Source organism: Pantoea sp. Ap-967, assembly GCF_011752565.1.
In the GTDB taxonomy this organism is placed as follows: Bacteria; Pseudomonadota; Gammaproteobacteria; order Pseudomonadales; family Pseudomonadaceae; genus Aquipseudomonas.
Genome location: NZ_VWXK01000039.1, coordinates 31,817 through 55,267 on the forward strand (window position 1 = coordinate 31,817; position 23,451 = coordinate 55,267).

A 23,451-nucleotide genomic window follows, 5' to 3' on the forward strand; every position below is an offset into this window, starting at 1 on the left:
AAGGGCCGGCACTGACGGAACACGCCCCCCAGCTACACTGTCCATCGAATAGCCGCTGCTGTCCCTCGCCCCTCACAAGAGCAGGACCACCCGCCATGTTCGATCTCAAGCAGTATCCCCAGGCCCTGGCCGTGAGCCAATCCGCCACCCTCTCCACCGACGACTACCGCCGCCTCTACCGCCAGTCGGTCGACGACCCCGATGCCTTCTGGGCCGAACAGGCCAAGCGCCTGGACTGGATCAAACCCTGGTCCAGCGTCCAGCAATGCGACCTGAACACCGGCAGCGCGCGCTGGTTCGATGGCGCCCAGCTGAACGTCAGCTACAACTGCATCGACCGCCACTTGGCCCAGCGCGGTGAACAAACCGCCCTGCTCTGGGAAGGCGACGACCCCAACGACTCGAAAGCCATCAGCTACCGCGAACTGCACCGCGAAGTCTGCCGCCTGGCCAATGCGCTGAAGGCGCGCGGCGTGAAAAAAGGCGACCGGGTGTGCATCTACATGCCGATGATTCCCGAAGCCGCCTACGCCATGCTTGCCTGCACCCGCATCGGCGCCGTGCATTCGGTGGTGTTCGGTGGTTTCTCCCCCGATGCCCTGCGCGACCGCATTCTCGACGCCGACTGCCGCACGCTGATCACCGCCGATGAAGGCGTGCGTGGTGGCAAGCGCGTACCGCTCAAGCTTAACGTCGACAAGGCCCTGGCCAGTTGCCCCGCCGTCAGCAGCGTGTTCGTGGTGCGCCGCACCGGTGCCGATGTGCCCTGGAGCGAGGGCCGCGACCTGTGGTACCACGCCGCCACCGAACAGGCCGGCGACGACTGCCCGCCCGAGCCGATGGACGCCGAAGCCCCGCTGTTCATCCTCTACACCTCCGGCAGCACCGGCAAACCCAAGGGCGTGCTGCACACCACCGGCGGCTACCTGTTGCAGGCGGCCATGACCTTCAAGGTGGTGTTCGACTACCGTGACGGCGAGGTGTTCTGGTGCACCGCCGACGTCGGCTGGGTCACCGGCCACAGCTATATCGTCTATGGCCCCCTGGCCAACGGCGCGGTTTCGCTGATGTTCGAAGGCGTGCCCAACTACCCCGACACCTCGCGCTTCTGGCAGGTGATCGACAAGCACCAGGTGAACATCTTCTACACCGCCCCCACGGCCCTGCGCGCCCTCATGCGCGAGGGCAGCGGGCCCCTGCAGGGCACCTCACGCAAGAGCCTGCGCCTGCTCGGCAGTGTTGGCGAACCCATCAACCCGGAAGCCTGGGAATGGTATTTCGAGGAAGTCGGGCAGAAGCGCTGCCCCATCGTCGACACCTGGTGGCAGACCGAAACCGGCGGCATCATGCTCACCCCCCTGCCCGGCGCCGACAGGCTCAAACCCGGTTGCGCCACCCAGCCGATGTTCGGCGTGCAACCGGTGCTGCTGGACGAAAAGGGCAAGCCGATCGACGGCCCCGGTGCCGGCCTGCTGGTCATCAAGGCCAGCTGGCCCGGGCAGATCCGCAGCGTCTACGGCGACCACGCGCGCATGGTCGAAACCTACTTCAAGCCCATGCCCGGCTACTACTTCACCGGCGACGGCGCCCGCCGCGATGCCGACGGCGACTACTGGATCACCGGCCGTATCGACGATGTGATCAACGTCTCCGGCCACCGTATCGGCACTGCCGAAGTAGAAAGCGCCCTGGTGCTGCATGACAGCGTGGCCGAGGCGGCCGTGGTCGGCTACCCCCACGACCTCAAGGGCCAGGGCGTGTACGCCTTCGTCACCCCGATGAACGGGGTAACGCCAGACGATGCGCTCAAGGCCGAGCTGCTGGCGCTGGTCAGTAAGGAAATCGGCAGCTTCGCCAAGCCTGAACTGATCCAATGGGCCCCGGCCTTGCCCAAGACCCGCTCGGGCAAGATCATGCGGCGTATACTGCGCAAGATCGCCTGCAACGAGCTGGACAACCTGGGCGATACCTCGACCCTGGCCGACCCGAGCGTGGTGCAGGGGTTGATCGACAAACGCCTTAATCAATAGCGCGGCCACTGCCATGGCCGCCCGCATTCGCAGGACGCCATGGAAGCCCTACGCCGCCGCATCGAAACCCAGGTCATGAGCCTTACCGGGCTGGCCCTCGGCCAGCTCCACCTCGAATCGCCCAAGGGCGACCCGGGCCTGTTCGGGCCGCACAGCGTCAGCTGGCAGGTGCATGGCGACTTCCCGAGCATGCTGGTGGGCGGCATCGGCGCCTTGCTGCTGCAGTTGTTGCACCCACTGGCCCTGGCCGGGGTCTGGGACCACTCGAACTTCCGTGAAGACCTGCTCGGCCGCTTGCGCCGCACCAGCCAGTTCATCTCCGGCACCACGTTCGGCTCCACCCGTGATGCCGAGTGGTTGCTCGACAAGGTGCGCACCATTCACCTGCAGGTAACCGGCACCGCGCCCGACGGCCGCCCCTATGCCGCCAGTGACCCCGACCTGCTGACCTGGGTGCATGTGGCCGAGGTCAGCAGCTTTCTCGCCGCCCACCGGCGCTACCGCAACCCCAGCATGAGCCGCACCGAGCAAGACGCCTACTACGCCGAAATCGCCCTGATTGCCGAGCGCCTGGGTGCCCGCGACGTGCCGCGCTCGTGCCAGCAGGTGGAAGACTACCTGCAACGCATGCGCCCGCAACTGCAGTGCAGCGCCCACAGCCTGGAGGTGGTCGGCGTCCTGCTTGCCGCCCCGGCGCCCAGCCGCCTGGCCGAGCCGGTCGGCAAGCTGATGCTCAAGGCCGGCATCGACCTGCTGCCAGACTGGGCCCAGGCCATGCTCGGCTTGCAGCAAGGGCCGCTGCAGCGGCGCCTGGTGCGCCTGGGCCTGCAACGCACTGCGCCGCTGCTGCGCTGGGCCATGCGCGACGGCTCGGCACACCGTGCCAAGCGCCGCATGGGCATTGAATAAGGCCGTAGGATCGCCCCGGCGGAACCGATTTAACCTGCCATACTCCAAGCATTCCTGCTTAGACAGACGAAGCGACACATGTACAAAGGATTGATCCGCGCCCTTGGCGCCGTGCTGGCCTTGCTGGCCCTCTACAGCCTGCTTGGCTTCCTCATTCTGCCCGGTGTCGCCTTGCGTATCGCCAACCAGCAGCTGGCGCAGTACGCCACCGTGCCGGCGCACCTGCAACGCATCGAACTCAACCCGTTCAGCCTGGAGCTGACACTGTGGGGCCTGCAGCTGGGCGAGCCGGGCAAGGAGCAGGTCGGCTTCGAGCGCCTGTACGCCAACCTGGCGCTCGACAGCCTGTGGAGCGGCGCCCTGCACCTGCAGGCCGTGGAGCTCGACAAGCCACGCAACGAGGTGCTGTTCGCCAAGGACGGCACGCTCAACCTGACCCAGCTGTTCAAGTTGCCGCCCAGCCAGCCCAAGGCCGACGAGCCGCCTGGCAAGCCATTCCCCCTGCGCATCGCCAGTATCAAGCTCAACGGCGGCTACCTGCATTTCGAAGACAAGCGCCCGAGCGAGCCGATCGAATTTCTTTACGACGACATGAACCTGGAGCTGAAAAACCTCAGCACCCTGCCCGACGACAACGCCGACATGACCCTGGTCGCCCAGGGCCCCAACGGCGGGCGTATCGACTGGGCCGGCACCCTGAGCCTGTCGCCAGTCGCCTCGCAGGGCACGCTCAAGGTCACCGACGGCAAGATGAAGCTGTTCTGGCCCTATGTGCGCGATGCCCTGCCGCTGGTGCTGGAAGAGGGCACCCTGAGCCTCGACACCCACTACACGATCAACCTGTCCAAGGGCACTGAGCTGCTACTGGAAAATGCCTCGATCAAGGTGGCGCCGTTCAACCTCCAGGCCCCCGATGGCCGCCCCCTGGTGCGCCTGGCCAGCCTGCAGGTGAGCGAAACCTCCGTCGACCTGGCCAAGCAGCTCGTCACCGTCGGCAAGGTGCGCAGCGAACAGCTGGAAACCTGGGCCGCCCTGGAAAAGGACGGCCAGCTCGACTGGCAGAAGCTGTTCGCCGAGCAACCGGCCAACGCCACGGCGAAGGAAAAGGCCGAGCTGGCCGCAGCCGAGCCCACGCCTGAAGAGCAGGCCGCCAAGCAACCGGGCAAACCCTGGCAGGTGCTGCTCAAGGATGTGCAACTGCGCAATTACCAGGTGCACCTGGCCGACCGCAGCCAGAAAGAACCGGTGGCCCTGGATCTCGGCCCGCTGAACCTCGACCTGCAAGGCTTCGACAGCCTCAACCAGTCGCCCTTCACCCTCAAGCTCGACACCGGCGTGGGCAAGCAGGGCAAGCTGCAGGCCGCAGGCGAAGTCAACCTGGCGCCGGTCACCGCCCGGCTCGATGTCAGCACCCGGGACATCGACCTGCGCGTGGCCCAGGCCTACATCAGCCCGTTCATCCGCCTGGAGCTGCGCAGCGGTATGCTGGCCAGTGACCTCAAGGTTGACCTCAAGCGCGTCGACCCACTGGCGTTCAGCGTCACCGGCAAGGCCCAGGTCAACCAGTTGCATACCCTGGATACCATCAAGGACCGGGACTTCGTGAAGTGGGAACAGGTTAACGTCGACGGCCTGTCGTACGTGCATGGCGATGCCCTGTCGATCGACAAGGTGACCCTGCGCCAACCCTATGCGCGCTTCATCATCAACGAGGATCGCACCACCAACGTCGATGACCTGCTTATCCCACAACCGGCAGGCGCGCCCAGCGCTGGCAAGGCCAAACCGGCCAGTGCCGCCGCCAGCAAGCCCCTGGGTATCCACGTCGGCCAGATCGACATCAACGACGGCTCGGCCAACTTCGCCGACCTGACCCTCACCCCGAACTTTGCCACCGCCGTGCAGCAGCTCAACGGCCAGATCGGCACCCTCGACAACCGCAAGCCCGTGCCGGCCAAGGTCGATGTCAAAGGCAAGGTCGACCGCTATGCACCGGTCACCATCAAGGGTGCACTGAACCCCTTCAACCCGCTGGCCAGCCTGGACATCGCCACCAGTTTCAAGCGCGTCGAGCTCACCACCCTGACGCCCTACTCCGGCAAGTTCGCCGGGTTCCGCATCCGCAAGGGCCGGCTGAACCTCGACCTGCACTACCTGATCACCAATGGCCAATTGAAGGCCGAGAACAAGCTGGTGGTCGAGCAATTGCAACTGGGTGAAAAGGTCGACAGCCCGGATGCCGTGGACCTGCCGATTCGCCTGGCCATTGCCCTGCTCAAGGACACCGAAGGCAGGATATCCATCGAGCTTCCCGTCACCGGCGACCTCAATAACCCGCAGTTCAGCGTGATGCCAATCGTCTGGCAAACCCTGCGCAACCTGGTGCTGCGCGCAGCCCAGGCGCCGTTCAAGTTCATCGGCGGGCTGATTGCCGGCGGTGGCTCGCAAGACCTGGGCACCGTCGCTTTCGCCCCAGGCTCCAGCGAGCTTGGCGGTGATGCCCAGTCGACCCTGGACAAGCTTGCCGCAGCGCTCAAGGAACGCCCGGAGCTGCGCCTGGAAATCGAAGGCACCGCCGCACAAAGCAGCGACGGGCCGTTGATTGCCCAGCAGCGCCTGGAGCGCGAGTATCAGGCGACCTGGTACAAGATCCTGCAGCGGCGCGGTGACAAGGTGCCGGCCAATGCCTCGATGCTGGTGGTCGATGACAGTGACAAGCCGGCGATGCTTGAGGGCATCTACCGCACTCGCCTCAAGCAGCAGCCGCCGGCCGAGTGGGAGAAACTGAGCCGCGATGAACGTACCGCCAAGCTGCGCGAGGCGGTGATCAAGTCATGGGCCGAGAGCACACCGCTGCTGCGCACCTTGGGGCAAGAGCGGGCCAGTAGCATCAAGGATTACCTGGTGGACAAGGGCAAGCTTGAGGATGACCGGGTTTACTTTATCGACACCAGTCTGGGGCAGGCTGAGGGTGATGGGCGGGTGATTACCCCGATGCACCTGGATGCGGAGTGATTGAGTTGAACAGGTCTGGCCTCTTCGCGGGGCAAGCCCGCTCCTACAAGGATGTCAGCACACCTTTGTAGGAGCGGGCTTGCCCCGCGAAGAGGCCGCCACAGGCTTACACTAACCGCTGCCCTGAAACCGCCGGGTGATACAGCGGCTGCACCTTGTTCCCCGCCGGGTCCAGCAAATGGAAGCTGCGCGCCCCATCCCCATGGTTGAACGGCCGGTCGAGCAAGGTCACCCCACGCGCCTTGAAGTACTGGTACCACGCCTCCAGCTCCTCGACGCTGTCGACGATGAACCCGTAATGGTCCAGGGTCTGCAAGCCGTTCGCCGCCCCTACTCCACGCCCCAGCGACAGGTTGTCGTTACCGCAGGTCAGGTACACCAGGTCTTCATTGGCGCGGCTCAGCACCTCCATGCCCATGACATCCACGTAGAAACGCTCGCACTCCTCCAGGTTCGGCACCAGCAGGGCAATGTGACGCAAGCCGTTGAGGCGGCCAGGGCGGGCAGGCAATTCGGACATTGGCGAAGCTCCATTTTTGTATACAATTCATGTGAGAATGTAAAACAAAAGGACCGCCCTGTGTATAGCCTGTTCATCAAGACCCGCGTCAAGCCCGGTTGCGCCGACGCCTTTCTCACGGCCATCAAGGTCAATGCTGCCGCTTCGGTGGCCACCGAACCGGGTTGCCTGGTGTTCGATGTGTCCCAGGACCGCCTCGACCCGGACGTCATCTATCTCTATGAAATTTACCGCGATGACGACGCCTATGAAGCCCACACCCAGACGGCACATTTTCGCGACAGCCGGCCGCTGGTCGAGCCGCTGGTATTGGAGCAGGAATGCTTCGAAAGCGATGTGATCGCCCGCAACCCGGTGTACTGAGCGCACCAATGAAAAGCCCCGGCGTTCGCCGAGGCTTTTGGGAAAGGTGGCCAAATCCGTTTGGCCGACGGGACATTCCTTATTCGGCTTTCAGGCCGTCAGCAGACACAGCCTTCACGCCTTTGATTTTCTTGGTGATATCAACGGCCATTTTCTTCTGCGATTCGGTCACGGCAGTGGTCGACGACAGCGATACGACACCTTTATTGGTTTCGACCTTGATGTCGCTACCTGGGATGCCTTTTTCGGTCAGCAGGTCAGATTTGACCTTGGTAGTGATCCAAGTGTCCGAGGTCGCTTCCTTGGCTTTGGTCACCTCACCGGCCGCCAGCGTCATCGGGGCCTGGGTGGACTGTTGGGCGAAGGCCGCATTAGCCATGGTCAGGGTCAGAGCGGTAGCAGTAGCGGCAGCAATGGCGAACTTCTTCATGTGGGTCACTCCTGTTTTTCGAAAGGTCTGCGCCGTGAGTCCTGGCGGCAGGTATGAAGGTAGTTGCATCTGCTGTGCCAGCTTTTCCGCTTCGCTTGTTTCCTTATAAATCAATGACTTAGCTACACACCATAGTTTCATGGTTCGTGCATTTTGCAACCCACGCAGAAAACCTGCATGCAAGATGCAAGCGTACAAAAGGTTCCCTTGGGCCATGAAAAAAGGGCCCTGCGAAGGGCCCTTTTCCTGTTGCTTGGCAGTCGCTTAGACGCCCGAGGCCTTGGCCGCGGCAACGTCTTTGATCGACAGCTTGATACGGCCGCGGTTGTCCACGTCCAGTACCAGCACTTCAACTTCCTGGCCTTCCTTGAGCACGTCGGTGACTTTCTCGACGCGAGCATCGCTCAGCATCGAGATGTGCACCAGGCCGTCCTTGCCAGGCAGGATGTTGACGAAGGCGCCGAAGTCGACAATGCGCTCGACCTTGCCGACGTAGATCTTGCCGATCTCGGCCTCGGCGGTGATGCCCAGGATGCGCTGCTTGGCAGCATCTGCCGCTTCCTTGGTTTCGCCGAAAATCTTGATCGAGCCGTCGTCTTCGATGTCGATCGAAGCCTTGGTTTCTTCGCAGATGGCACGGATGGTGGCGCCACCTTTACCGATGACGTCACGGATCTTGTCGGTGTCGATCTTCATCGCGATCATGGTCGGGGCGTTGGCCGACAGCTCGGTACGCGACTCGCCAATGATCTGGTTCATCTGGCCGAGGATGTTCAGGCGCGCTTCCAGGGCTTGGCCCAGGGCGATTTCCATGATCTCTTCGGTGATGCCGTTGATCTTGATGTCCATCTGCAGCGCGGTAACACCCTTGGCGGTACCGGCTACCTTGAAGTCCATGTCGCCCAAGTGGTCTTCGTCACCCAGGATGTCGGTGAGGATGGCGAACTTCTCGCCTTCCTTGACCAGGCCCATGGCGATACCGGCCACTGGCGCCTTCATCGGTACACCGGCGTCCATCAGGGCCAGGGAAGCACCGCAAACCGAGGCCATGGAGCTGGAACCGTTGGATTCGGTGATTTCCGACACCACGCGGATGGTGTACGGGAACACGTCGGCCGCTGGCAGCATGGCCTGCACCGAACGACGGGCCAGACGGCCGTGGCCGATTTCGCGGCGGCCAGCACCGCCCATGCGGCCACACTCACCTACCGAGAACGGTGGGAAGTTGTAGTGCAGCATGAACGGGTCTTTCTTCTCGCCTTCCAGGGTGTCCAGCAGCTGGGCGTCACGGGCAGTACCCAGGGTCGCAACGACCAGGGCCTGGGTTTCGCCACGGGTGAACAGGGCCGAACCGTGGGTCTTCGGCAGCACGCCAACTTCGATGTTCAGCGGGCGTACGGTCTTGGTGTCGCGGCCGTCGATACGTGGCTTGCCGTTGACGATGTTTTCGCGAACGGTGCGGTATTCGATCTCGCCGAAGATGTCTTTGACTTCGCCAGCCGAAGGTTGGCCTTCTTCACCGGAGAACTTGGCAACCGCCTGGTCGCGCAGCTCGCCCAGGCGCGCATAGCGGTCGGCCTTGACGGTGATGGTGTAGCCCTGGGAAACGGCTTCGCCGAATTCAGCGCGGATGGCGTTGAACAGCTCGGTGTTGGCAACGGCCGGTTTCCAGTCCCAGGTCGGCTTGCCGGCTTCGGCAGCCAGCTCTTTGACAGCCTGGATAACAGCCTGGAATTCGTCGTGGGCGAACAGCACGGCGCCCAGCATCTGGTCTTCGGTCAGCTCTTGGGCTTCCGATTCAACCATCAGTACGGCGTCGGAAGTACCGGCTACGACCATGTCCAGGCTCGAAGCAGCCAGTTGCTCGTAGGTTGGGTTCAGCAGGTAGCCGGTGCTTTCGTGGAAGGCAACGCGAGCGGCACCGATCGGGCCTTCGAACGGAATGCCGGAGATGGCCAGGGCAGCCGAAGTACCGATCATCGCGGCGATGTCCGGGTCGGTCTTCTTGCTGGTGGAAACCACGGTGCAGACAACCTGCACTTCGTTCATGAAGCCTTCAGGGAACAGCGGACGGATCGGGCGGTCGATCAGACGCGAGGTCAGGGTCTCTTTCTCGGAAGGACGGCCTTCACGCTTGAAGAAGCCACCTGGGATCTTGCCCGCGGCGTAGGTTTTTTCCTGATAGTGGACCGACAGCGGGAAGAAGCCCTTGCCCGGGTCTGCCTGCTTGGCACCGACCACGGTCACCAGCACGGTGACGTCGTTGTCGACGGTAACCAGCACGGCGCCGGTTGCCTGACGGGCAATACGGCCCGTTTCGAGAGTAACGGTCGATTGACCGAACTGGAATTTCTTGATTACCGGGTTCACGGTTTCCTACCTTTTTCAGTGGCTCTGGGGGAACTGGTTTCTTGCGAATTCTTGGGCAGAACGGGGAATCGGCCCCATTGACCGTCCAGATACAACACGAGGTTGGGAGCCTGGCGCCGAGCGGAAAAAACCACTCGGCATTGCCAGGCTGCCAACCTCGAAGATACGCGTGGCGTGCCCGACGACAATGCTGCGAAGCAGCATAGCCGAAGCTTGCGACACGCCATGCACACCACTGACCAGGCCGCTATTAGCGACGCAGGCCCAGGCGACCGATCAGGGCGCTGTAACGAGTGGTGTCTTTGCCCTTCAGGTAGTCCAGCAGCTTACGACGCTGGTTAACCATACGAATCAGACCACGACGGGAGTGGTGGTCTTTGTCGTTGGCCTTGAAGTGGCCTTGCAGCTTGTTGATGTTGGCGGTCAGCAGAGCAACCTGCACTTCCGGGCTACCGGTATCGCCGGCGGCTTGCTGGTATTCGGCAACGATCTGAGCTTTTTCTTCAACGCTGAGGGCCATGAGGCTTCTCCTGATTAAACGGACCCCGCGAACGGGTTCCAATAGGCCAGGGACAAATCCCTGTATTAATAAAATGAGGTGTGACCGTGCCTACTGACAGCCATCCTCGGTGCCACCGGTTTCAGCCAAGGCCTGGGCCGGTGGTTTCGGTCATTCCGACCGAATCAGTCGACGCGGCGCAATGCGCCCGTCTTCGCTCACTTCACCGATACCGATGAAGCGGCCATTGTGATCCTGTACGCGGACCATGCCAAACTGAGGTGCCTCCGGCGCGCGCACCGCCTGGCCATGCAGCCAGTAGAAAGCGCTGTGCTCGGACAGGCACACCAGTGGCCAGTCCTGCAGCCCGCTGTCGGACGGCATCAGGAAGCGATCGAGCGCTTCGTTGCCACCTTCGGCATGGGCCTGCTCAAGTTCCTCAAGGGTAACCGTCTGTGCCAGCGCGAAGGGCCCAGCCTGGGTCCTGCGCAGCTCGGCGACATAGGCGCCGCAGCCCAGGGCCTCGCCCATATCCTCCACCAGGGTGCGGATATAGGTGCCTTTGCTGCAACCCACCGACAGTCGTGCACGGGTGCCTTCGCACTCAAGCAACTCCAAGCGGCCAATAGTAACAGAACGCGCCTCGCGCTCCACTACCTCTCCTGCACGCGCCAGTTTGTACAGCGGCTGGCCGTCGCGCTTGAGCGCCGAGTACATCGGCGGCACTTGAAGGATTTCACCACGAAAACGTGGGATAACGGCTTCGATATCGGCGCGACCAACGGTTACTTCGCGGGTCTGCAGCACTTCGCCTTCAGCGTCCGCCGTGGTGGTAGTCTGCCCCATCTGCATGACCGTCTCGTAGCCCTTGTCGGAATCGAGCAGGTACTGCGAGAACTTGGTCGCTTCACCGAAGCACAGTGGCAGCACGCCGGTGGCCAGCGGGTCGAGGCTGCCGGTGTGGCCGGCCTTCTCGGCATTGAGCAGCCAGCGAACCTTCTGCAGCGCAGCGTTGGAGGTGAAGCCCAGCGGCTTGTCGAGCAGGATGATGCCGCTGACGTTGCGGCGGATACGTTTGACCTGGGCCACCACTTACTCCTTGGCGTCCGGCTCGTCGGCATCCTTGTGCAGGCGGTCTTCGGCCACTGCACGTTCGATCAGTGCCGACAGGTGAACACCACGGCTGACACTTTCATCGAAGTGGAAGTGCAACTGCGGCACGCTGCGCAGCTGCATCGAGCGGCCCAGGTGCAGGCGCAGGAAGCTTGCGGCGCTGTTCAGGGCCTTGAGCGACTGTTGCACGGCGTCTGGCGTTTCTTCGCCCATCACGGTGATGAACACCTTGGCGTGGCCAAGGTCGCGGCTGACGTCGACGGCGGTGATGGTCACCAGGCCGACGCGCGGGTCTTTGACTTCACGGCGGATCAGCTCGGCCAGCTCACGCTGCATCTGATCGCCGATACGTTGGGTACGGCTGTATTCTTTGGCCATTCTTGCTACCTGTAACTTAAAGCGGCAAACGCCCGGTCAGGCTGATGCCTGACCGGGCGCTACCTACTGAGGCGCTGCCCACCGCCCTGCGGCGGGGGCTGGCGCCCTGCCCGCCCTTAGAGGGTACGAGCAACCTGGACTTTCTCGAAGACTTCGATCTTGTCGCCGACCTTGACGTCGTTGTAGCTCTTGACGCCAATACCGCACTCCATGCCCGAACGCACTTCCGAGGCGTCGTCCTTGAAGCGACGCAGCGATTCCAGCTCGCCTTCGAAGATCACAACGTCTTCGCGCAGTACGCGGATCGGACGGTTGCGGTACACGGTACCTTCGATGACCATACAGCCAGCGATGGCGCCGAACTTCGGCGAACGGAACACATCACGCACTTCGGCGACACCCAGGATGTTCTCGCGAACGTCGCTGCCGAGCATGCCGGTCAGGGCCTTCTTGACGTCTTCGATGATGTCGTAGATCACGTTGTAGTAACGCATATCCAGACCTTCCTGCTCGACGATCTTGCGCGCGCCGGCATCGGCACGCACGTTGAAGCCGAACAGTACTGCATTCGAAGCCAGCGCCAGGTTGGCGTCGCTTTCGGTGATACCACCGACGCCGCCACCGATGACGCGAACCTGAACTTCGTCGTTGCCCAGGCCGCCCAGGGAACCCTGCAGTGCTTCCAGGGAACCGCGCACGTCGGTCTTGAGGACGATGTTGAGGGTCTTCTTCTCTTCCTGACCCATGGTCTCGAAGATGTTTTCCAGCTTGCCGGCGTGAGCACGGGCCAGCTTGACCTCGCGGTACTTGCCTTGACGGAACAGGGCAACTTCGCGGGCTTTCTTCTCGTCGGCCACCACGGACAGCTCGTCACCGGCTTCCGGGGTACCGTCCAGGCCAAGGATCTCGACCGGGATCGACGGGCCGGCTTCCTTCACAGGCTTGCCGTTCTCGTCGAGCATGGCGCGAACGCGGCCATAGTTGGAACCGCACAGGACCATGTCGCCCTGACGCAGGGTACCGTCCTGAACCAGGATGGTGGCCACTGGGCCACGGCCCTTGTCCAGGCGCGATTCAACCACGACGCCACGACCAGGCGCGGTCGGGGTGGCGGTCAGTTCGAGGATCTCGGCTTGCAGCAGAACGGCTTCAAGCAGCTCGTCGACACCGGTACCCATCTTCGCCGACACCTTGACGAACGGCGTGTCACCACCCCAGTCCTCGGAGGTGACGCCTTCGACGGCCAGCTCGTTGCGGATGCGATCAAGGTCGGCACCCGGCTTGTCGATCTTGTTCACTGCAACCACCAGCGGAACGCCAGCTGCCTTGGCATGCTGAACAGCTTCGCGGGTTTGCGGCATCACGCCGTCGTCCGCCGCCACCACCAGGATGACGATGTCGGTGGCCTTGGCACCACGGGCACGCATCGCGGTGAACGCGGCGTGGCCTGGGGTATCGAGGAAGGTGACCATGCCGCGGTCGGTTTCCACGTGGTAGGCACCGATGTGCTGGGTGATACCACCGGCTTCGCCAGCGGCAACCTTGGCACGACGGATGTAGTCGAGCAGCGAGGTCTTACCATGGTCAACGTGACCCATGACGGTAACCACCGGTGCACGCGACTCGGTCTGGCCTTCGAACTTCAACGATTCGGCCAGGGAGTCTTCCAGGGCGGTATCGCTGACCAGGGTGACCTTGTGGCCCAGCTCTTCGGCGATCAGCTGAGCGGTTTCCTGGTCGAGCACCTGGTTGATGGTGACCGGAGTGCCCATCTTGAACATGAACTTGACGACTTCAGCGGCCTTGACCGACATCTGCTGGGCAAGTTCGGAGACGGTGATCGTCTCGCCGATGGTCACGTCACGGATGACGGGGCCAGTCGGGTTCTGGAAGCCGTGCTGGTTGCGCTTCTTCAGCTTGCTCTTGCCACCACGGCCACGACGAGCGCCATCGCTCTCTTCGTCGGTGGTGCGTGGAGCGGCACGTGGAGTAGGCGCTTTTTCCTTCTCCTTGACCTTGACCTTGATCGAAACGCGTGGCGCTTCACCACGACGACGGTCGTCGTCACGGGTGCGGCCTTCGTTGCGACGGGCTTCGTCTTTCTTGCGCTCGGCGGCACGGGCAGCGGCGTCTTCGGACGCCGGGGCGTCGGCAACTACCGGAGCCGGGGCAGCGGCAGGCGCGGCTTCTGGCTTGGCGGCAGGCGCCGGGGCAGCAGCAACGGCTTCGGCTGCCTGACGGCGAGCCTGCTCTTCGTTGCGCTGACGCACTTCGGCCTCGACCTTGTCGCGGGCGGCATTTTCGGCCGCGCGGCGCTCGTCCTGCTCACGCTTCTGCTCAGCCTGGATTTCTTCCGGGCTGCGCTGAACGAAAACCTTCTTCTTGCGTACTTCTACGCTGATGCTTTTGCTACCGGCGACACGCAGGGTGCTGGTGGTCTTGCGCTGCAAGGTAATCTTGCGCGGCTCTTCCGCCTTGCTCTTGTGGCTGCTCTTCAAATGAGACAGCAGGGTCTGCTTCTCATTGTCGGTCACTACCTGACCGGCGTCGGTGTGCGGCAGACCTGCCTCACGCATCTGCTGCAGCAGGCGCTCTACCGGTGCCTCGACCTCTTGGGCCAGTTCTTTCACCGTGACTTGCGTCATGCACTTCTCTCCTCAGGCCGCGCCTAATTACTCGAACCAGTGGGCTCGGGCGGCCATGATCAACTTGCCGGCACGCTCTTCGTCGATGCCGTCGATGTCGAGCAGGTCGTCAATCGACTGCTCGGCCAGGTCTTCGCGGTTAACCACGCCGCGCACCGCCAGTTCCGCTGCCAGGTCCTTGTCCATGCCCTCGAGGGAGAGCAGGTCGTCGGACGGATGGGCGTCTGCCAGTTTTTCTTCGGTAGCGATGGCCTTGGTCAACAAACGGTCCTTGGCACGAGCGCGCAGCTCATTGACGATATCCTCGTCAAAGCCATCGATGTTGAGCATTTCTTCCAACGGTACGTAGGCAATTTCTTCGAGGCTGGTGAAGCCTTCGTCGACCAGCACTTGGGCCAGCTCCTCGTCGACTTCCAGTTCCTCGATGAAGTTGCGCAGGATGTCGCCGGTTTCAGCCTGTTGCTTGGCCTGGATGTCCTTCTCGGTCATCACGTTCAGGGTCCAGCCGGTCAGTTGACTGGCCAAACGAACGTTCTGACCGCCACGGCCAATGGCCTGGGCCAGGTTGTCCTCGGCAACGGCGATGTCCATGGCATGGGCATCTTCGTCAACGATGATCGCCGCGACTTCAGCCGGCGACATGGCGTTGATGACGAACTGCGCCGGGTTCTCGTCCCACAGGACGATATCCACACGCTCACCACCCAGCTCGCCGGATACGGCTTGGACACGCGAACCGCGCATGCCGATGCAGGCACCTTGCGGGTCGATGCGCTTGTCCTTGGAGCGGACGGCGATCTTGGCACGCGAACCCGGATCACGGGAGGCGGCCATGACTTCGATGAGGCCTTCGGCGATTTCCGGCACTTCGATGCGGAACAGCTCGATCAGCATCTGTGGCGCAGTGCGCGACAGGATCAGCTGTGGGCCGCGGTTCTCGGTGCGGATTTCCTTGAGCAGCGCGCGCAGGCGCACGCCAACACGGAAGGTCTCACGTGGAATGATGTCTTCGCGGGCCAGCAGGGCCTCGGCGTTGTTGCCCAGGTCAACGATGACGTTGTCGCGGGTAACTTTCTTGACGGTGCCGGAGATGATCTCGTTGACCCGCTCGCGGTAGGCGTCGACCACCTGGGCGCGCTCGGCCTCACGGACCTTCTGCACGATGACCTGCTTGGCGGTCTGGGCGGCGATACGGCCGAACTCGATGGACTCGATCTTCTCCTCGATCACGTCGCCGATCTTGGCTTCGGGATGGGTGTCCTTGATCTTGTCCAGCCAGGTTTCGATCGCTGGGTCGTCCAGGTCGTTTTCGTCGACCACGGTCCAGCGACGGAAGGTTTCATAGCTACCGGTGTGGCGGTTGATTTCCACACGCAGGTCGACTTCGTCCTCAAAACGTTTTTTGGTTGCAGTAGCCAGGGCCACTTCCAGCGCTTCGAAAATGACGCCGGGCGGTACACCTTTTTCGTTGGATACCGATTCAACAACCAGCAGTACTTCTTTGCTCATCGTACGCCTCGCCTTGCGCAAGCCATTGGGCCCGGATAGTCCGCCGGGCCCGGCACGTCTCAGTCAAAACTGGGAATAATATTGGCCTTGTCGATCGAGTCGATCGGCAGCAGGAACTCCTGGTTGTCCACCTGGACCACCACGTCCTGATCCTCCACACCGCGGAGAAGGCCCTGGAAGTTACGACGACCCTCAAAGGGTGAACGCAGCTTGATCTTCACTTGTTCACCGGCATGCGAGGCAAACTGTTCCAGAGTGAACAGTGGGCGATCCATGCCTGGAGAGGAGACCTCAAGGGTGTATTCGCTGCTGATCGGATCTTCCACATCGAGGATCGCGCTGGCCTGACGGCTGACCGCTTCGCAGTCGTCCACCAGGATCCCGTCTTCCTTGTCGATATAGATGCGCAGTACCGAATGCTTACCCTGGGATACGAACTCGATCCCCCAGCACTGATAGCCCAGACCCTCGACCACCGGGGCCAACAAGGCCTGCAACTGTTCTAGCTTGCTCGACACCTGAACCCCCTCGTGCATGCTGTGCAAATAAAAAATGGGCGAAGCGCCCATCCCTGAAAGCGCCGTTGGACAACGACGCCGTAAACTGTTCGGCTAGCAAAAAGCCCCTGAAAAGGGGCTCTGCTGGAGCTGGTTGCGGGGGCTGGATTTGAACCAACGACCTTCGGGTTATGAGCCCGACGAGCTACCAAGCTGCTCCACCCCGCGACAAAGCTGGGGCGAAAGTATAAGTCTTAACCCGCTTGAGGGTCAAACCCAAACCTTCACCTGCAAGAAAGCCCGCTAAAGCGGGCTCTCAAGCTTCAATTGGTACCGAGAAGGGGACTCGAACCCCTACACCCTATGGGCACAACCACCTCAAGGTTGCGTGTCTACCAATTCCACCACCTCGGCAATACTACTACTTGAAACCCGTTACTTCTGCTCTTCGGCCGGAGGAGGTACATCACCTTTGCTGGTGGTGTCGCTCTTCTGTTCCTGGAGCACCGGTACATCATCATTAACTGCCGGCTTTGGCTGCTCTTTCACTTCTAGCACTGCTGGATCTGGAAGACCTGCTTGGCTAAGCTGGTGAGCTTGTTGCTTCGCGAAGTATCCTAACCCAAGTGCTGTCAAAAAGAAAGTGGCAGCGAGTATTGCAGTCAATTTACTCAGGAAGGTAGCAGAGCCTTGGCTTCCGAACACAGTATTTGAAGCACCTGCGCCGAAAGATGCACCTGCTTCCGCACCTTTACCCTGTTGAAGCAGAACCAGCACTACAAGCGACAGCGCTGCCAACAGATGAAAAACAACGATAACTGTTTCCAGCATTTGTTCAGTTTCCTGCGGCGCGACAAATTGCACCGAATTCGTCTGCGTTCAGGGACGCTCCACCAATGAGCCCCCCATCGATATCCGGCATGCCGAACAGTTCGGCCGCATTGGCCGCCTTCACGCTGCCGCCGTAGAGAAGCTGCACGCTTGCGGCAACTTCGGCGTCTTCGGCCGCCAACTGTGCGCGGATGGCTGCATGCACATCCTGAGCTTGTTGAGGCGAAGCCGTCAAACCTGTGCCAATGGCCCAAACCGGCTCATAAGCAATTACAGCCTTGGCAAAAGCCTTAACACCGAACGCGTCGATGATACTGCTTAGTTGACTCCCGACAACTTCGAGGGTCTTGCCTGCCTCGCGCTCTTCAAGGGTTTCCCCTACGCAGAGCACCGGCATTAAACCACTAAGTTGAGCCGCTGCAAACTTCTCTTTCAGCACTTCTTCACTTTCGCCGATGATCTGGCGACGTTCCGAGTGACCGATCAGTACCCACTTGCAACCGGCTTCAACCAACTGACTCGGTGCAACTTCACCGGTCAGCGCGCCTTGTTCAGGCTTTACTGCAGAATTCTGTGCTCCGACAGTGATTCCCTTGCCTTGCAACCCATCAACCACTTGGTTGATGAACAGGGCCGGTGGAAACACCGCGACTTCGACACCGCTCGGCACGGACATATTGCCCAGGCCCAGGATCAGCTCAGCGACGCTGGCGCGGGTACCGTGCATCTTCCAGTTACCAGCTACCATGGGGCGACGCATGCTTTACCTCGTCGGTCAAAGTGGGCGCAGATCTTACCCAACCCGATCTGCGCTGGCAAGCCTCTTTCAGGCACAAACTTGCGCGACCAGCTTGGCCAGGGCTTCGGCATGGGTCCGCACCTGGTTTTCGTCGTCGCCCTCGACCATCACCCGCACCAGCGGCTCGGTGCCGGACTTGCGCAGCAGCACACGCCCACGGCCCGCCATGGCCTCGGTCACCTTGGCGCTGGCTGCCTTCACCTCGGCGTGCTCCAGCGGGTCGACCTTGCTTGCGCCGAAGCGCACGTTGATCAACACCTGCGGGCACTTGCGCAGCGCCTGGCGCGATTGCGCGAGGGTTTCACCACGGCGCTTGAGCGCCATCAGCACCTGCAGCGCGGCAATGATCGCATCACCGGTGGTGGTGTGGTTGCAGCACACCACGTGGCCGGAGTTCTCGCCGCCTACCTGCCAGTCACGCTCAAGCAGTTCGGCCATGACGTAGCGGTCGCCGACCTTGGCCCGCACGAACGGGATATCCAGGTCCTGCAGCGCCAGTTCCAGGCCCAGGTTGCTCATCAGCGTACCCACCACGCCGCCCTGCAGCTTGCCGCGTTCCTTGAGGTCACGGGCAATGATGAACAGCAGTTCGTCGCCGTCGACGATCGCACCGGTATGGTCGACCATCAACACCCGGTCGCCGTCACCGTCGAACGCGATGCCGAGGTCGGCGTGGCCAACCAGCACCGCCGCCTGCAGCGACTCGATGTGGGTGGAGCCACAGTTTTCGTTGATGTTCAGGCCGTCGGGCTGAGCGTGCAGCACCGTTACGTCGGCGCCCAGTTCGCGGAACACGCTGGGCGCAACCTTGTAGGTGGCACCGTGGGCGCAGTCGATCACCAGCTTGAGGCCTTCGAAGCTGGTGCTGCTCGGCACGCTGCTCTTGCAGAATTCGATGTAGCGGCCAGCGGCATCGTTGATGCGCGACACCTTGCCGAGCTTGCTCGAATCGACCACGGTCATCGGCTGGTCGAGCAATTCCTCGATCATCAGCTCCACTTCGTCGGGCAGCTTGGTGCCCTGCCCCGAGAAGAACTTGATGCCGTTGTCGTCGTGCGGGTTGTGCGAAGCACTGATGACGATGCCCGCTTCGGCATGGAAGGTGCGCGTCAGGTAGGCGATGGCCGGGGTCGGCATCGGCCCGAGCAACAGCACGTCGGCGCCTGCGGCCGACAGGCCGGCCTCAAGGGCAGACTCGAACATGTAGCCGGAAATGCGCGTGTCCTTGCCCACCAGCACCTGGCATTTGCCCTGCTTGCGGAACGCCATGCCCGCCGCCCAGCCCAGCTTGAGCATGAAGTCGGGGGTAATCGGGTATTCACCGACACGGCCACGGATGCCGTCGGTGCCAAAGTATTTTCTGCTCATAGCGACTCCAATGTGCTTATTCGGCGTTCTGTACCGCGGCAATCATGCGCACCACATCGACGGTCTCGGCCACGTCATGGACGCGCAGGATACTGGCCCCCTTGGTCATGGCCAGGGCCGCCAGCGCCAGGCTGCCGTACAGTCGCTCACCGACCGGACGCTCCAGCGTCAGGCCGATCATGCTCTTGCGTGAAACGCCCACCAACAGCGGGCGACCCAGGCGATAGAGCGCTTCCATGTGTTTGAACAGGCTCAGGTTATGCGCCAGTGTCTTGGCGAAGCCAAAGCCTGGGTCGAGCACGATGCGCTCGGCCGGAATACCCGCCGCTGCGCATGCGGCCATCCGCTGCTCAAGATAGCGCGTAACGTCGGCCGTCACATCCTCGTAATGCGGGTCGTCCTGCATGTTGCCCGGCTCGCCCCGCATGTGCATCAGGCACACCGGCAAGCCGGTGTCTGCGGCAGCATCCAGCGCGCCGTCGCGCTCCAGCGCGCGAACATCGTTGATCAGCCCCGCACCAAGGCGGGCCGACTCGCGAATGACTGCAGGCGTGGAGGTATCCACCGAGATGACCACGTCGAAACGGCTGTTGATGGCCTCGACCATCGGCGCCACCCGCTCCAGCTCCTCGGTCACGCTGACCGCACGGGCACCAGGGCGGGTCGACTCGCCACCGATATCGATCAGCGTGGCGCCCGCGGCGATCATCGCCTCGGCATGGCGCAACGCCTCGTCGCGCTGGCTGAAACGGCCACCGTCGGAGAAGGAATCGGGGGTGATGTTGAGAATACCCATGACATGGGTACGGGACAAATCAAGAACCCGGTTGCCGCAAGGCAACCGGGTTGGGTACAGCTGTGAGCTCATACGTGCCCTTAGTGTTGTGCAGCCGGGCCGCCAATCGGCGATTCCGGGCGGTCGCCCTGGGTCGCGGAGTTGCCCGATGCCGAATCATCATCCCAGTCGCGCGGTTCGCGAGGGGTACGGCCGGCCATGATATCGTCGATCTGCTCGGCGTCGATGGTCTCGTACTTCATCAGGGCTTCGGCCATGGCGTCGAGCTTGTCGCGGTTGTCGGTCAACAGCTGCTTGGCCGTGGCATAGCACTGGTCGATGATACTGCGCACTTCCGAGTCGATCAGCTTGGCCGTTTCGCCGGAGACGCTGGCGTGCTGGCTGGCCGCGCTACGGCCGAGGAACACCTCGCCCTCCTCTTCGGCGTACATCAGCGGGCCGAGTTTTTCCGACAGGCCCCACTTGGTGACCATGTTCCGGGCGATTTGGCTGGCGCGCATGATGTCGTTGGAGGCACCGGTGGTGACACCGTCGAAGCCCAGGGTCATCTCCTCGGCGATACGGCCGCCGTACAGCGAGCAGATCTGGCTGATCAGCGCACGCTTGGACAGGCTGTAACGGTCTTCCTCGGGCAGGAACATGGTCACACCCAGGGCACGGCCACGGGGAATGATCGACACCTTGTACACCGGGTCGTGCTCGGGCACCAGGCGACCAACGATGGCGTGGCCGGCTTCGTGGTACGCGGTGTTCTGCTTTTCTTTCTCGGACATGACCATGGTCTTGCGCTCGGCGCCCATCATGATCTTGTCCTTGGCCAGTTCGAACTCTTTCATCTCGACCAGGCGCTTGTTGGAGCGTGCGGCAAACAGCGACGCTTCGTTGACCAGGTTGGCAAGGTCGGCACCGGAGAAGCCTGGGGTACCACGGGCAATGACCGCCGGGTTGACGTTGTCGCCCACCGGCACTTTGCGCATGTGCACCTTGAGGATCTGCTCACGGCCACGGATGTCCGGCAGGCCGACAACCACCTGGCGGTCGAAGCGACCAGGGCGCAGCAGCGCCGGGTCGAGCACGTCCGGGCGGTTGGTGGCGGCAATGACGATGATGCCATCGTTCATTTCGAAGCCGTCCATCTCCACCAGCAACTGGTTGAGGGTTTGCTCACGCTCGTCGTGACCGCCGCCCATGCCGGCGCCACGGTGGCGGCCAACGGCGTCGATCTCGTCGATGAAGATGATGCACGGGGCGTGCTTCTTGGCCTGTTCGAACATGTCGCGAACACGGCTGGCACCGACACCGACGAACATTTCGACGAAGTCCGAACCGGAAATGGTGAAGAACGGCACCTTGGCTTCGCCAGCGATGGCCTTGGCCAGCAGGGTTTTACCGGTACCGGGCGGGCCAACCATCAGCACGCCACGCGGGATGCGGCCACCCAGGCGCTGGAACTTGCCCGGGTCACGCAGGAACTCGACCAGCTCGCCCACTTCTTCCTTGGCTTCGTCGCAACCGGCGACGTCGGCCAGGGTAGTCTTGACCTGGTCTTCGGAAAGCAGGCGCGCCTTGCTCTTGCCGAAGCTCATCGGCCCGCCCTTGCCACCGGCACCGCCCTGCATCTGGCGCATGAAGAACATGAACACGGCGATGATCACCAGGATCGGGAAACTGGCGACCAGCAACTGGGTCCAGATGCTCTGCTGCTCGGGCTGCTTGCCTTCGACCACCACGTGGTTGTCGACCAGGTCGCCGATCAGGCCATTGTCGGTAATGGCCGGGCGCACGGTCTTGAAGTTGTCGCCGTCGGCGCGCTTGCCGGTAATGATGTAGCCGTCGACGGTCACCCGCTCGACCTTGCCATCCTTGACCTGCTGGATGAAGTCGGAGTAGTTGAGGGTCTGCGGCTCGTTAGGGCTGGAGAAGTTGTTCATCACCGTCACCAGGACGGCTGCGATGATCAACCACAGGATCAGATTCTTTGCCATGTCGTTCAATTCGCTACCCTCTGAGGCCGGCGCACGACGCAGCCGTGCCTCGCATGATATTCATCGCCCTAACTTACTACATTACCTACGCATCCGCAGGCACCGTCTGTAACCCTTTGTGAAAGCTAGACTACACGAAGTTCGGACGATCCAGACGGGACGGCCGATTGGAAATAACTATCGGCCACCCCGTTTTACGCCTCATACCCCTTTGAAACCCTTGCCCAGCAGGTACTGTTCACGGGAACGGTCCCGGGACGACGACGGCTTGCGCATCTGCACCTTGTCGAACTTGCTGCGCACGTCCTTGAGGTACATGTCGAAACCTTCGCCCTGGAAAATCTTGATCAGGAAGTCCCCGCCCGGCTTGAGCACGCGGGTCGCCAGATCCAGGGCCAGCTCGCAGAGGAACATGGCTCGCGGCATGTCCACCGCAGGCGTACCACTCATATTGGGGGCCATGTCGGAAATCACAAGGTCTACGTGCGAATCGCCGACCGCCTGGAGGATTTGCTGCAGCACTTCGTCCTGGGTGAAGTCACCCTGGATGAAGGTCACGTCGGGGATCGAGTCCATTTCCAGGATGTCGGAGGCGATCAGCCGGCCCTGGCCGCCGATCAGACGACTGGTCACCTGCGACCAGCCCCCAGGGGCCGCGCCCAGGTCGATCACGCTCATGCCGGGGCGGATCAGGCGGTCCTTTTCCTGGATCTCCAGCAGTTTGTAGCTCGCACGCGAGCGGTAGCCATCCTTCTGCGCTTGTTTGACAAAAGGGTCGTTGAAATGCTCTCGCAGCCAGTTTGCGCTGCTTTTGGAACGTTGTACCACGGGGCACCTCGATGATATGCGTCGTGATTGACTGGGCGGAGCCGGTGGCCCTCGGGTAAAATGCCGGTCAATTTTACAGAATCAGACGGAAAGGGTCAGATTATGCCGCTCAATAACGAGCAGAAGAAGCAATACAAGTCCATTGGTCATGACCTGAAGCCGGTCCTGATCGTTGCCGGCAACGGTTTGAACGAAGGCGTGATCGCCGAATTGGAGCGGGCACTGGTCGACCATGAGCTGATCAAGGTCGAAATCCGCTCGGAAGACCGCGAAGAACGCGCTGCGACCATTGCCGAGCTGTGCAAGGCCGGCCGTGCCGAGCTGGTGCAGACCATCGGCAAGAAAGCGCTGATCTATCGCAAGAACCCACAGCCGAACAAGCAGCTGTCCAATATCCACCGTTACAAGTAACGGAGCGGAGCCACTACCGGCGCCCCACCTGTAATTAAATGGACTCGCCCCCGCCGAGGCATCACAGTGCCACGGTGGCGTTCTAAGAAGCCAACGGCAGCGAGGGCGAGACCATGAAAAAGCTTACGACGAAACACGATTGTGCGCCTTGTGCA

The 23,451-nt window shown here is 62.1% G+C and carries 20 protein-coding genes and 2 tRNA genes; 5 read left to right on the top strand and 17 right to left on the bottom strand.

Going from position 1 to position 23,451, the window contains the following annotated elements:
* The first annotated feature begins 95 nt into the window (after window positions 1–95).
* The 3 genes from acs to F3J45_RS26650 all read left to right on the top strand — a co-directional run bounded on the left by acs (window position 96) and on the right by F3J45_RS26650 (window position 5,954).
* The gene (acs, locus tag F3J45_RS26640) at window positions 96–2,030 is read left to right on the top strand and encodes an acetate--CoA ligase (protein ID WP_167070130.1); all 1,935 of its coding nucleotides are present in this window, start codon (window positions 96–98) and stop codon (window positions 2,028–2,030) included.
* A 39-nt stretch (window positions 2,031–2,069) separates the two neighbouring features.
* Window positions 2,070–2,939 carry an oxygenase MpaB family protein gene (locus F3J45_RS26645; protein WP_167070132.1) on the top strand — a complete coding sequence of 290 codons (870 nt, stop codon included), beginning with the start codon at window positions 2,070–2,072 and terminating at the stop codon, window positions 2,937–2,939.
* A gap of 78 nt (window positions 2,940–3,017) precedes the next feature.
* The gene (locus F3J45_RS26650) at window positions 3,018–5,954 is read left to right on the top strand and encodes a DUF748 domain-containing protein (protein WP_167070134.1); all 2,937 of its coding nucleotides are present in this window, start codon (window positions 3,018–3,020) and stop codon (window positions 5,952–5,954) included.
* Between the two features lie 106 nt (window positions 5,955–6,060).
* On the opposite strand, the gene F3J45_RS26655 is transcribed toward F3J45_RS26650, so the two are convergent.
* Entirely contained in the window at window positions 6,061–6,474 is a 414-nt protein-coding gene (locus F3J45_RS26655) for a VOC family protein (protein WP_167070136.1), read from the bottom strand.
* Window positions 6,475–6,534: 60 nt separating this feature from the next.
* Between F3J45_RS26655 and F3J45_RS26660 the strand changes: the two genes are divergently transcribed.
* Window positions 6,535–6,837 carry a putative quinol monooxygenase gene (locus F3J45_RS26660; RefSeq protein WP_167070138.1) on the top strand — a complete coding sequence of 101 codons (303 nt, stop codon included), beginning with the start codon at window positions 6,535–6,537 and terminating at the stop codon, window positions 6,835–6,837.
* Between the two features lie 79 nt (window positions 6,838–6,916).
* On the opposite strand, the gene F3J45_RS26665 is transcribed toward F3J45_RS26660, so the two are convergent.
* The 16 genes from F3J45_RS26665 to rlmE form a co-directional block, all read right to left on the bottom strand.
* The gene (locus F3J45_RS26665; RefSeq protein WP_167070140.1) at window positions 6,917–7,267 is read right to left on the bottom strand and encodes a BON domain-containing protein; all 351 of its coding nucleotides are present in this window, start codon (window positions 7,265–7,267) and stop codon (window positions 6,917–6,919) included.
* 264 nt (window positions 7,268–7,531) lie between these two features.
* The gene (gene pnp / locus F3J45_RS26670; RefSeq protein WP_167070142.1) at window positions 7,532–9,637 is read right to left on the bottom strand and encodes a polyribonucleotide nucleotidyltransferase; all 2,106 of its coding nucleotides are present in this window, start codon (window positions 9,635–9,637) and stop codon (window positions 7,532–7,534) included.
* A 250-nt stretch (window positions 9,638–9,887) separates the two neighbouring features.
* Entirely contained in the window at window positions 9,888–10,157 is a 270-nt protein-coding gene (rpsO, locus tag F3J45_RS26675; protein ID WP_003249971.1) for a 30S ribosomal protein S15, read from the bottom strand.
* A 150-nt stretch (window positions 10,158–10,307) separates the two neighbouring features.
* Window positions 10,308–11,225 (bottom strand): tRNA pseudouridine(55) synthase TruB, encoded by a 918-nt coding sequence (gene truB, locus F3J45_RS26680; protein WP_167070144.1) that lies wholly within the window; start codon window positions 11,223–11,225, stop codon window positions 10,308–10,310.
* Between the two features lie 3 nt (window positions 11,226–11,228).
* A complete protein-coding gene (gene rbfA, locus F3J45_RS26685) occupies window positions 11,229–11,627 on the bottom strand; it encodes a 30S ribosome-binding factor RbfA (RefSeq protein ID WP_085677211.1) in 399 nt (132 codons plus the stop codon).
* 116 nt (window positions 11,628–11,743) lie between these two features.
* Window positions 11,744–14,272, bottom strand: coding sequence for a translation initiation factor IF-2 (gene infB, locus F3J45_RS26690; protein WP_167070146.1), 2,529 nt, complete (start codon window positions 14,270–14,272; stop codon window positions 11,744–11,746).
* A gap of 27 nt (window positions 14,273–14,299) precedes the next feature.
* Window positions 14,300–15,781, bottom strand: a complete 1,482-nt coding sequence (nusA, locus tag F3J45_RS26695) for a transcription termination factor NusA (RefSeq protein WP_167070148.1) — start codon at window positions 15,779–15,781, stop codon at window positions 14,300–14,302.
* 59 nt (window positions 15,782–15,840) lie between these two features.
* Window positions 15,841–16,299: a ribosome maturation factor RimP gene (gene rimP / locus F3J45_RS26700; RefSeq protein WP_054885662.1), complete on the bottom strand. Its 459-nt coding sequence runs from the start codon at window positions 16,297–16,299 to the stop codon at window positions 15,841–15,843.
* Window positions 16,300–16,429: 130 nt separating this feature from the next.
* A tRNA-Met gene (locus F3J45_RS26705) sits at window positions 16,430–16,506 on the bottom strand.
* A gap of 100 nt (window positions 16,507–16,606) precedes the next feature.
* Window positions 16,607–16,692 (bottom strand) — tRNA-Leu (locus F3J45_RS26710).
* Window positions 16,693–16,713: 21 nt separating this feature from the next.
* Window positions 16,714–17,109 carry a preprotein translocase subunit SecG gene (gene secG, locus F3J45_RS26715; protein WP_167070150.1) on the bottom strand — a complete coding sequence of 132 codons (396 nt, stop codon included), beginning with the start codon at window positions 17,107–17,109 and terminating at the stop codon, window positions 16,714–16,716.
* Window positions 17,110–17,113: 4 nt separating this feature from the next.
* The gene (gene tpiA, locus F3J45_RS26720) at window positions 17,114–17,869 is read right to left on the bottom strand and encodes a triose-phosphate isomerase (protein ID WP_167070152.1); all 756 of its coding nucleotides are present in this window, start codon (window positions 17,867–17,869) and stop codon (window positions 17,114–17,116) included.
* 66 nt (window positions 17,870–17,935) lie between these two features.
* Window positions 17,936–19,276: a phosphoglucosamine mutase gene (gene glmM / locus F3J45_RS26725; RefSeq protein ID WP_167070154.1), complete on the bottom strand. Its 1,341-nt coding sequence runs from the start codon at window positions 19,274–19,276 to the stop codon at window positions 17,936–17,938.
* A gap of 16 nt (window positions 19,277–19,292) precedes the next feature.
* Window positions 19,293–20,144 carry a dihydropteroate synthase gene (gene folP / locus F3J45_RS26730; RefSeq protein WP_167070156.1) on the bottom strand — a complete coding sequence of 284 codons (852 nt, stop codon included), beginning with the start codon at window positions 20,142–20,144 and terminating at the stop codon, window positions 19,293–19,295.
* Window positions 20,145–20,152: 8 nt separating this feature from the next.
* A complete protein-coding gene (ftsH, locus tag F3J45_RS26735) occupies window positions 20,153–22,066 on the bottom strand; it encodes an ATP-dependent zinc metalloprotease FtsH (RefSeq protein WP_240158543.1) in 1,914 nt (637 codons plus the stop codon).
* Between the two features lie 192 nt (window positions 22,067–22,258).
* On the bottom strand, window positions 22,259–22,885 hold the full coding sequence (gene rlmE / locus F3J45_RS26740; RefSeq protein WP_167070160.1) for a 23S rRNA (uridine(2552)-2'-O)-methyltransferase RlmE: 627 nt from the start codon (window positions 22,883–22,885) through the stop codon (window positions 22,259–22,261).
* A gap of 102 nt (window positions 22,886–22,987) precedes the next feature.
* On the opposite strand from rlmE, the gene yhbY reads away from it, so the two are divergent.
* Complete coding sequence (gene yhbY / locus F3J45_RS26745; RefSeq protein WP_167070162.1) at window positions 22,988–23,296, top strand: ribosome assembly RNA-binding protein YhbY; 309 nt, start codon at window positions 22,988–22,990, stop codon at window positions 23,294–23,296.
* Window positions 23,297–23,451: the final 155 nt, after the last annotated feature.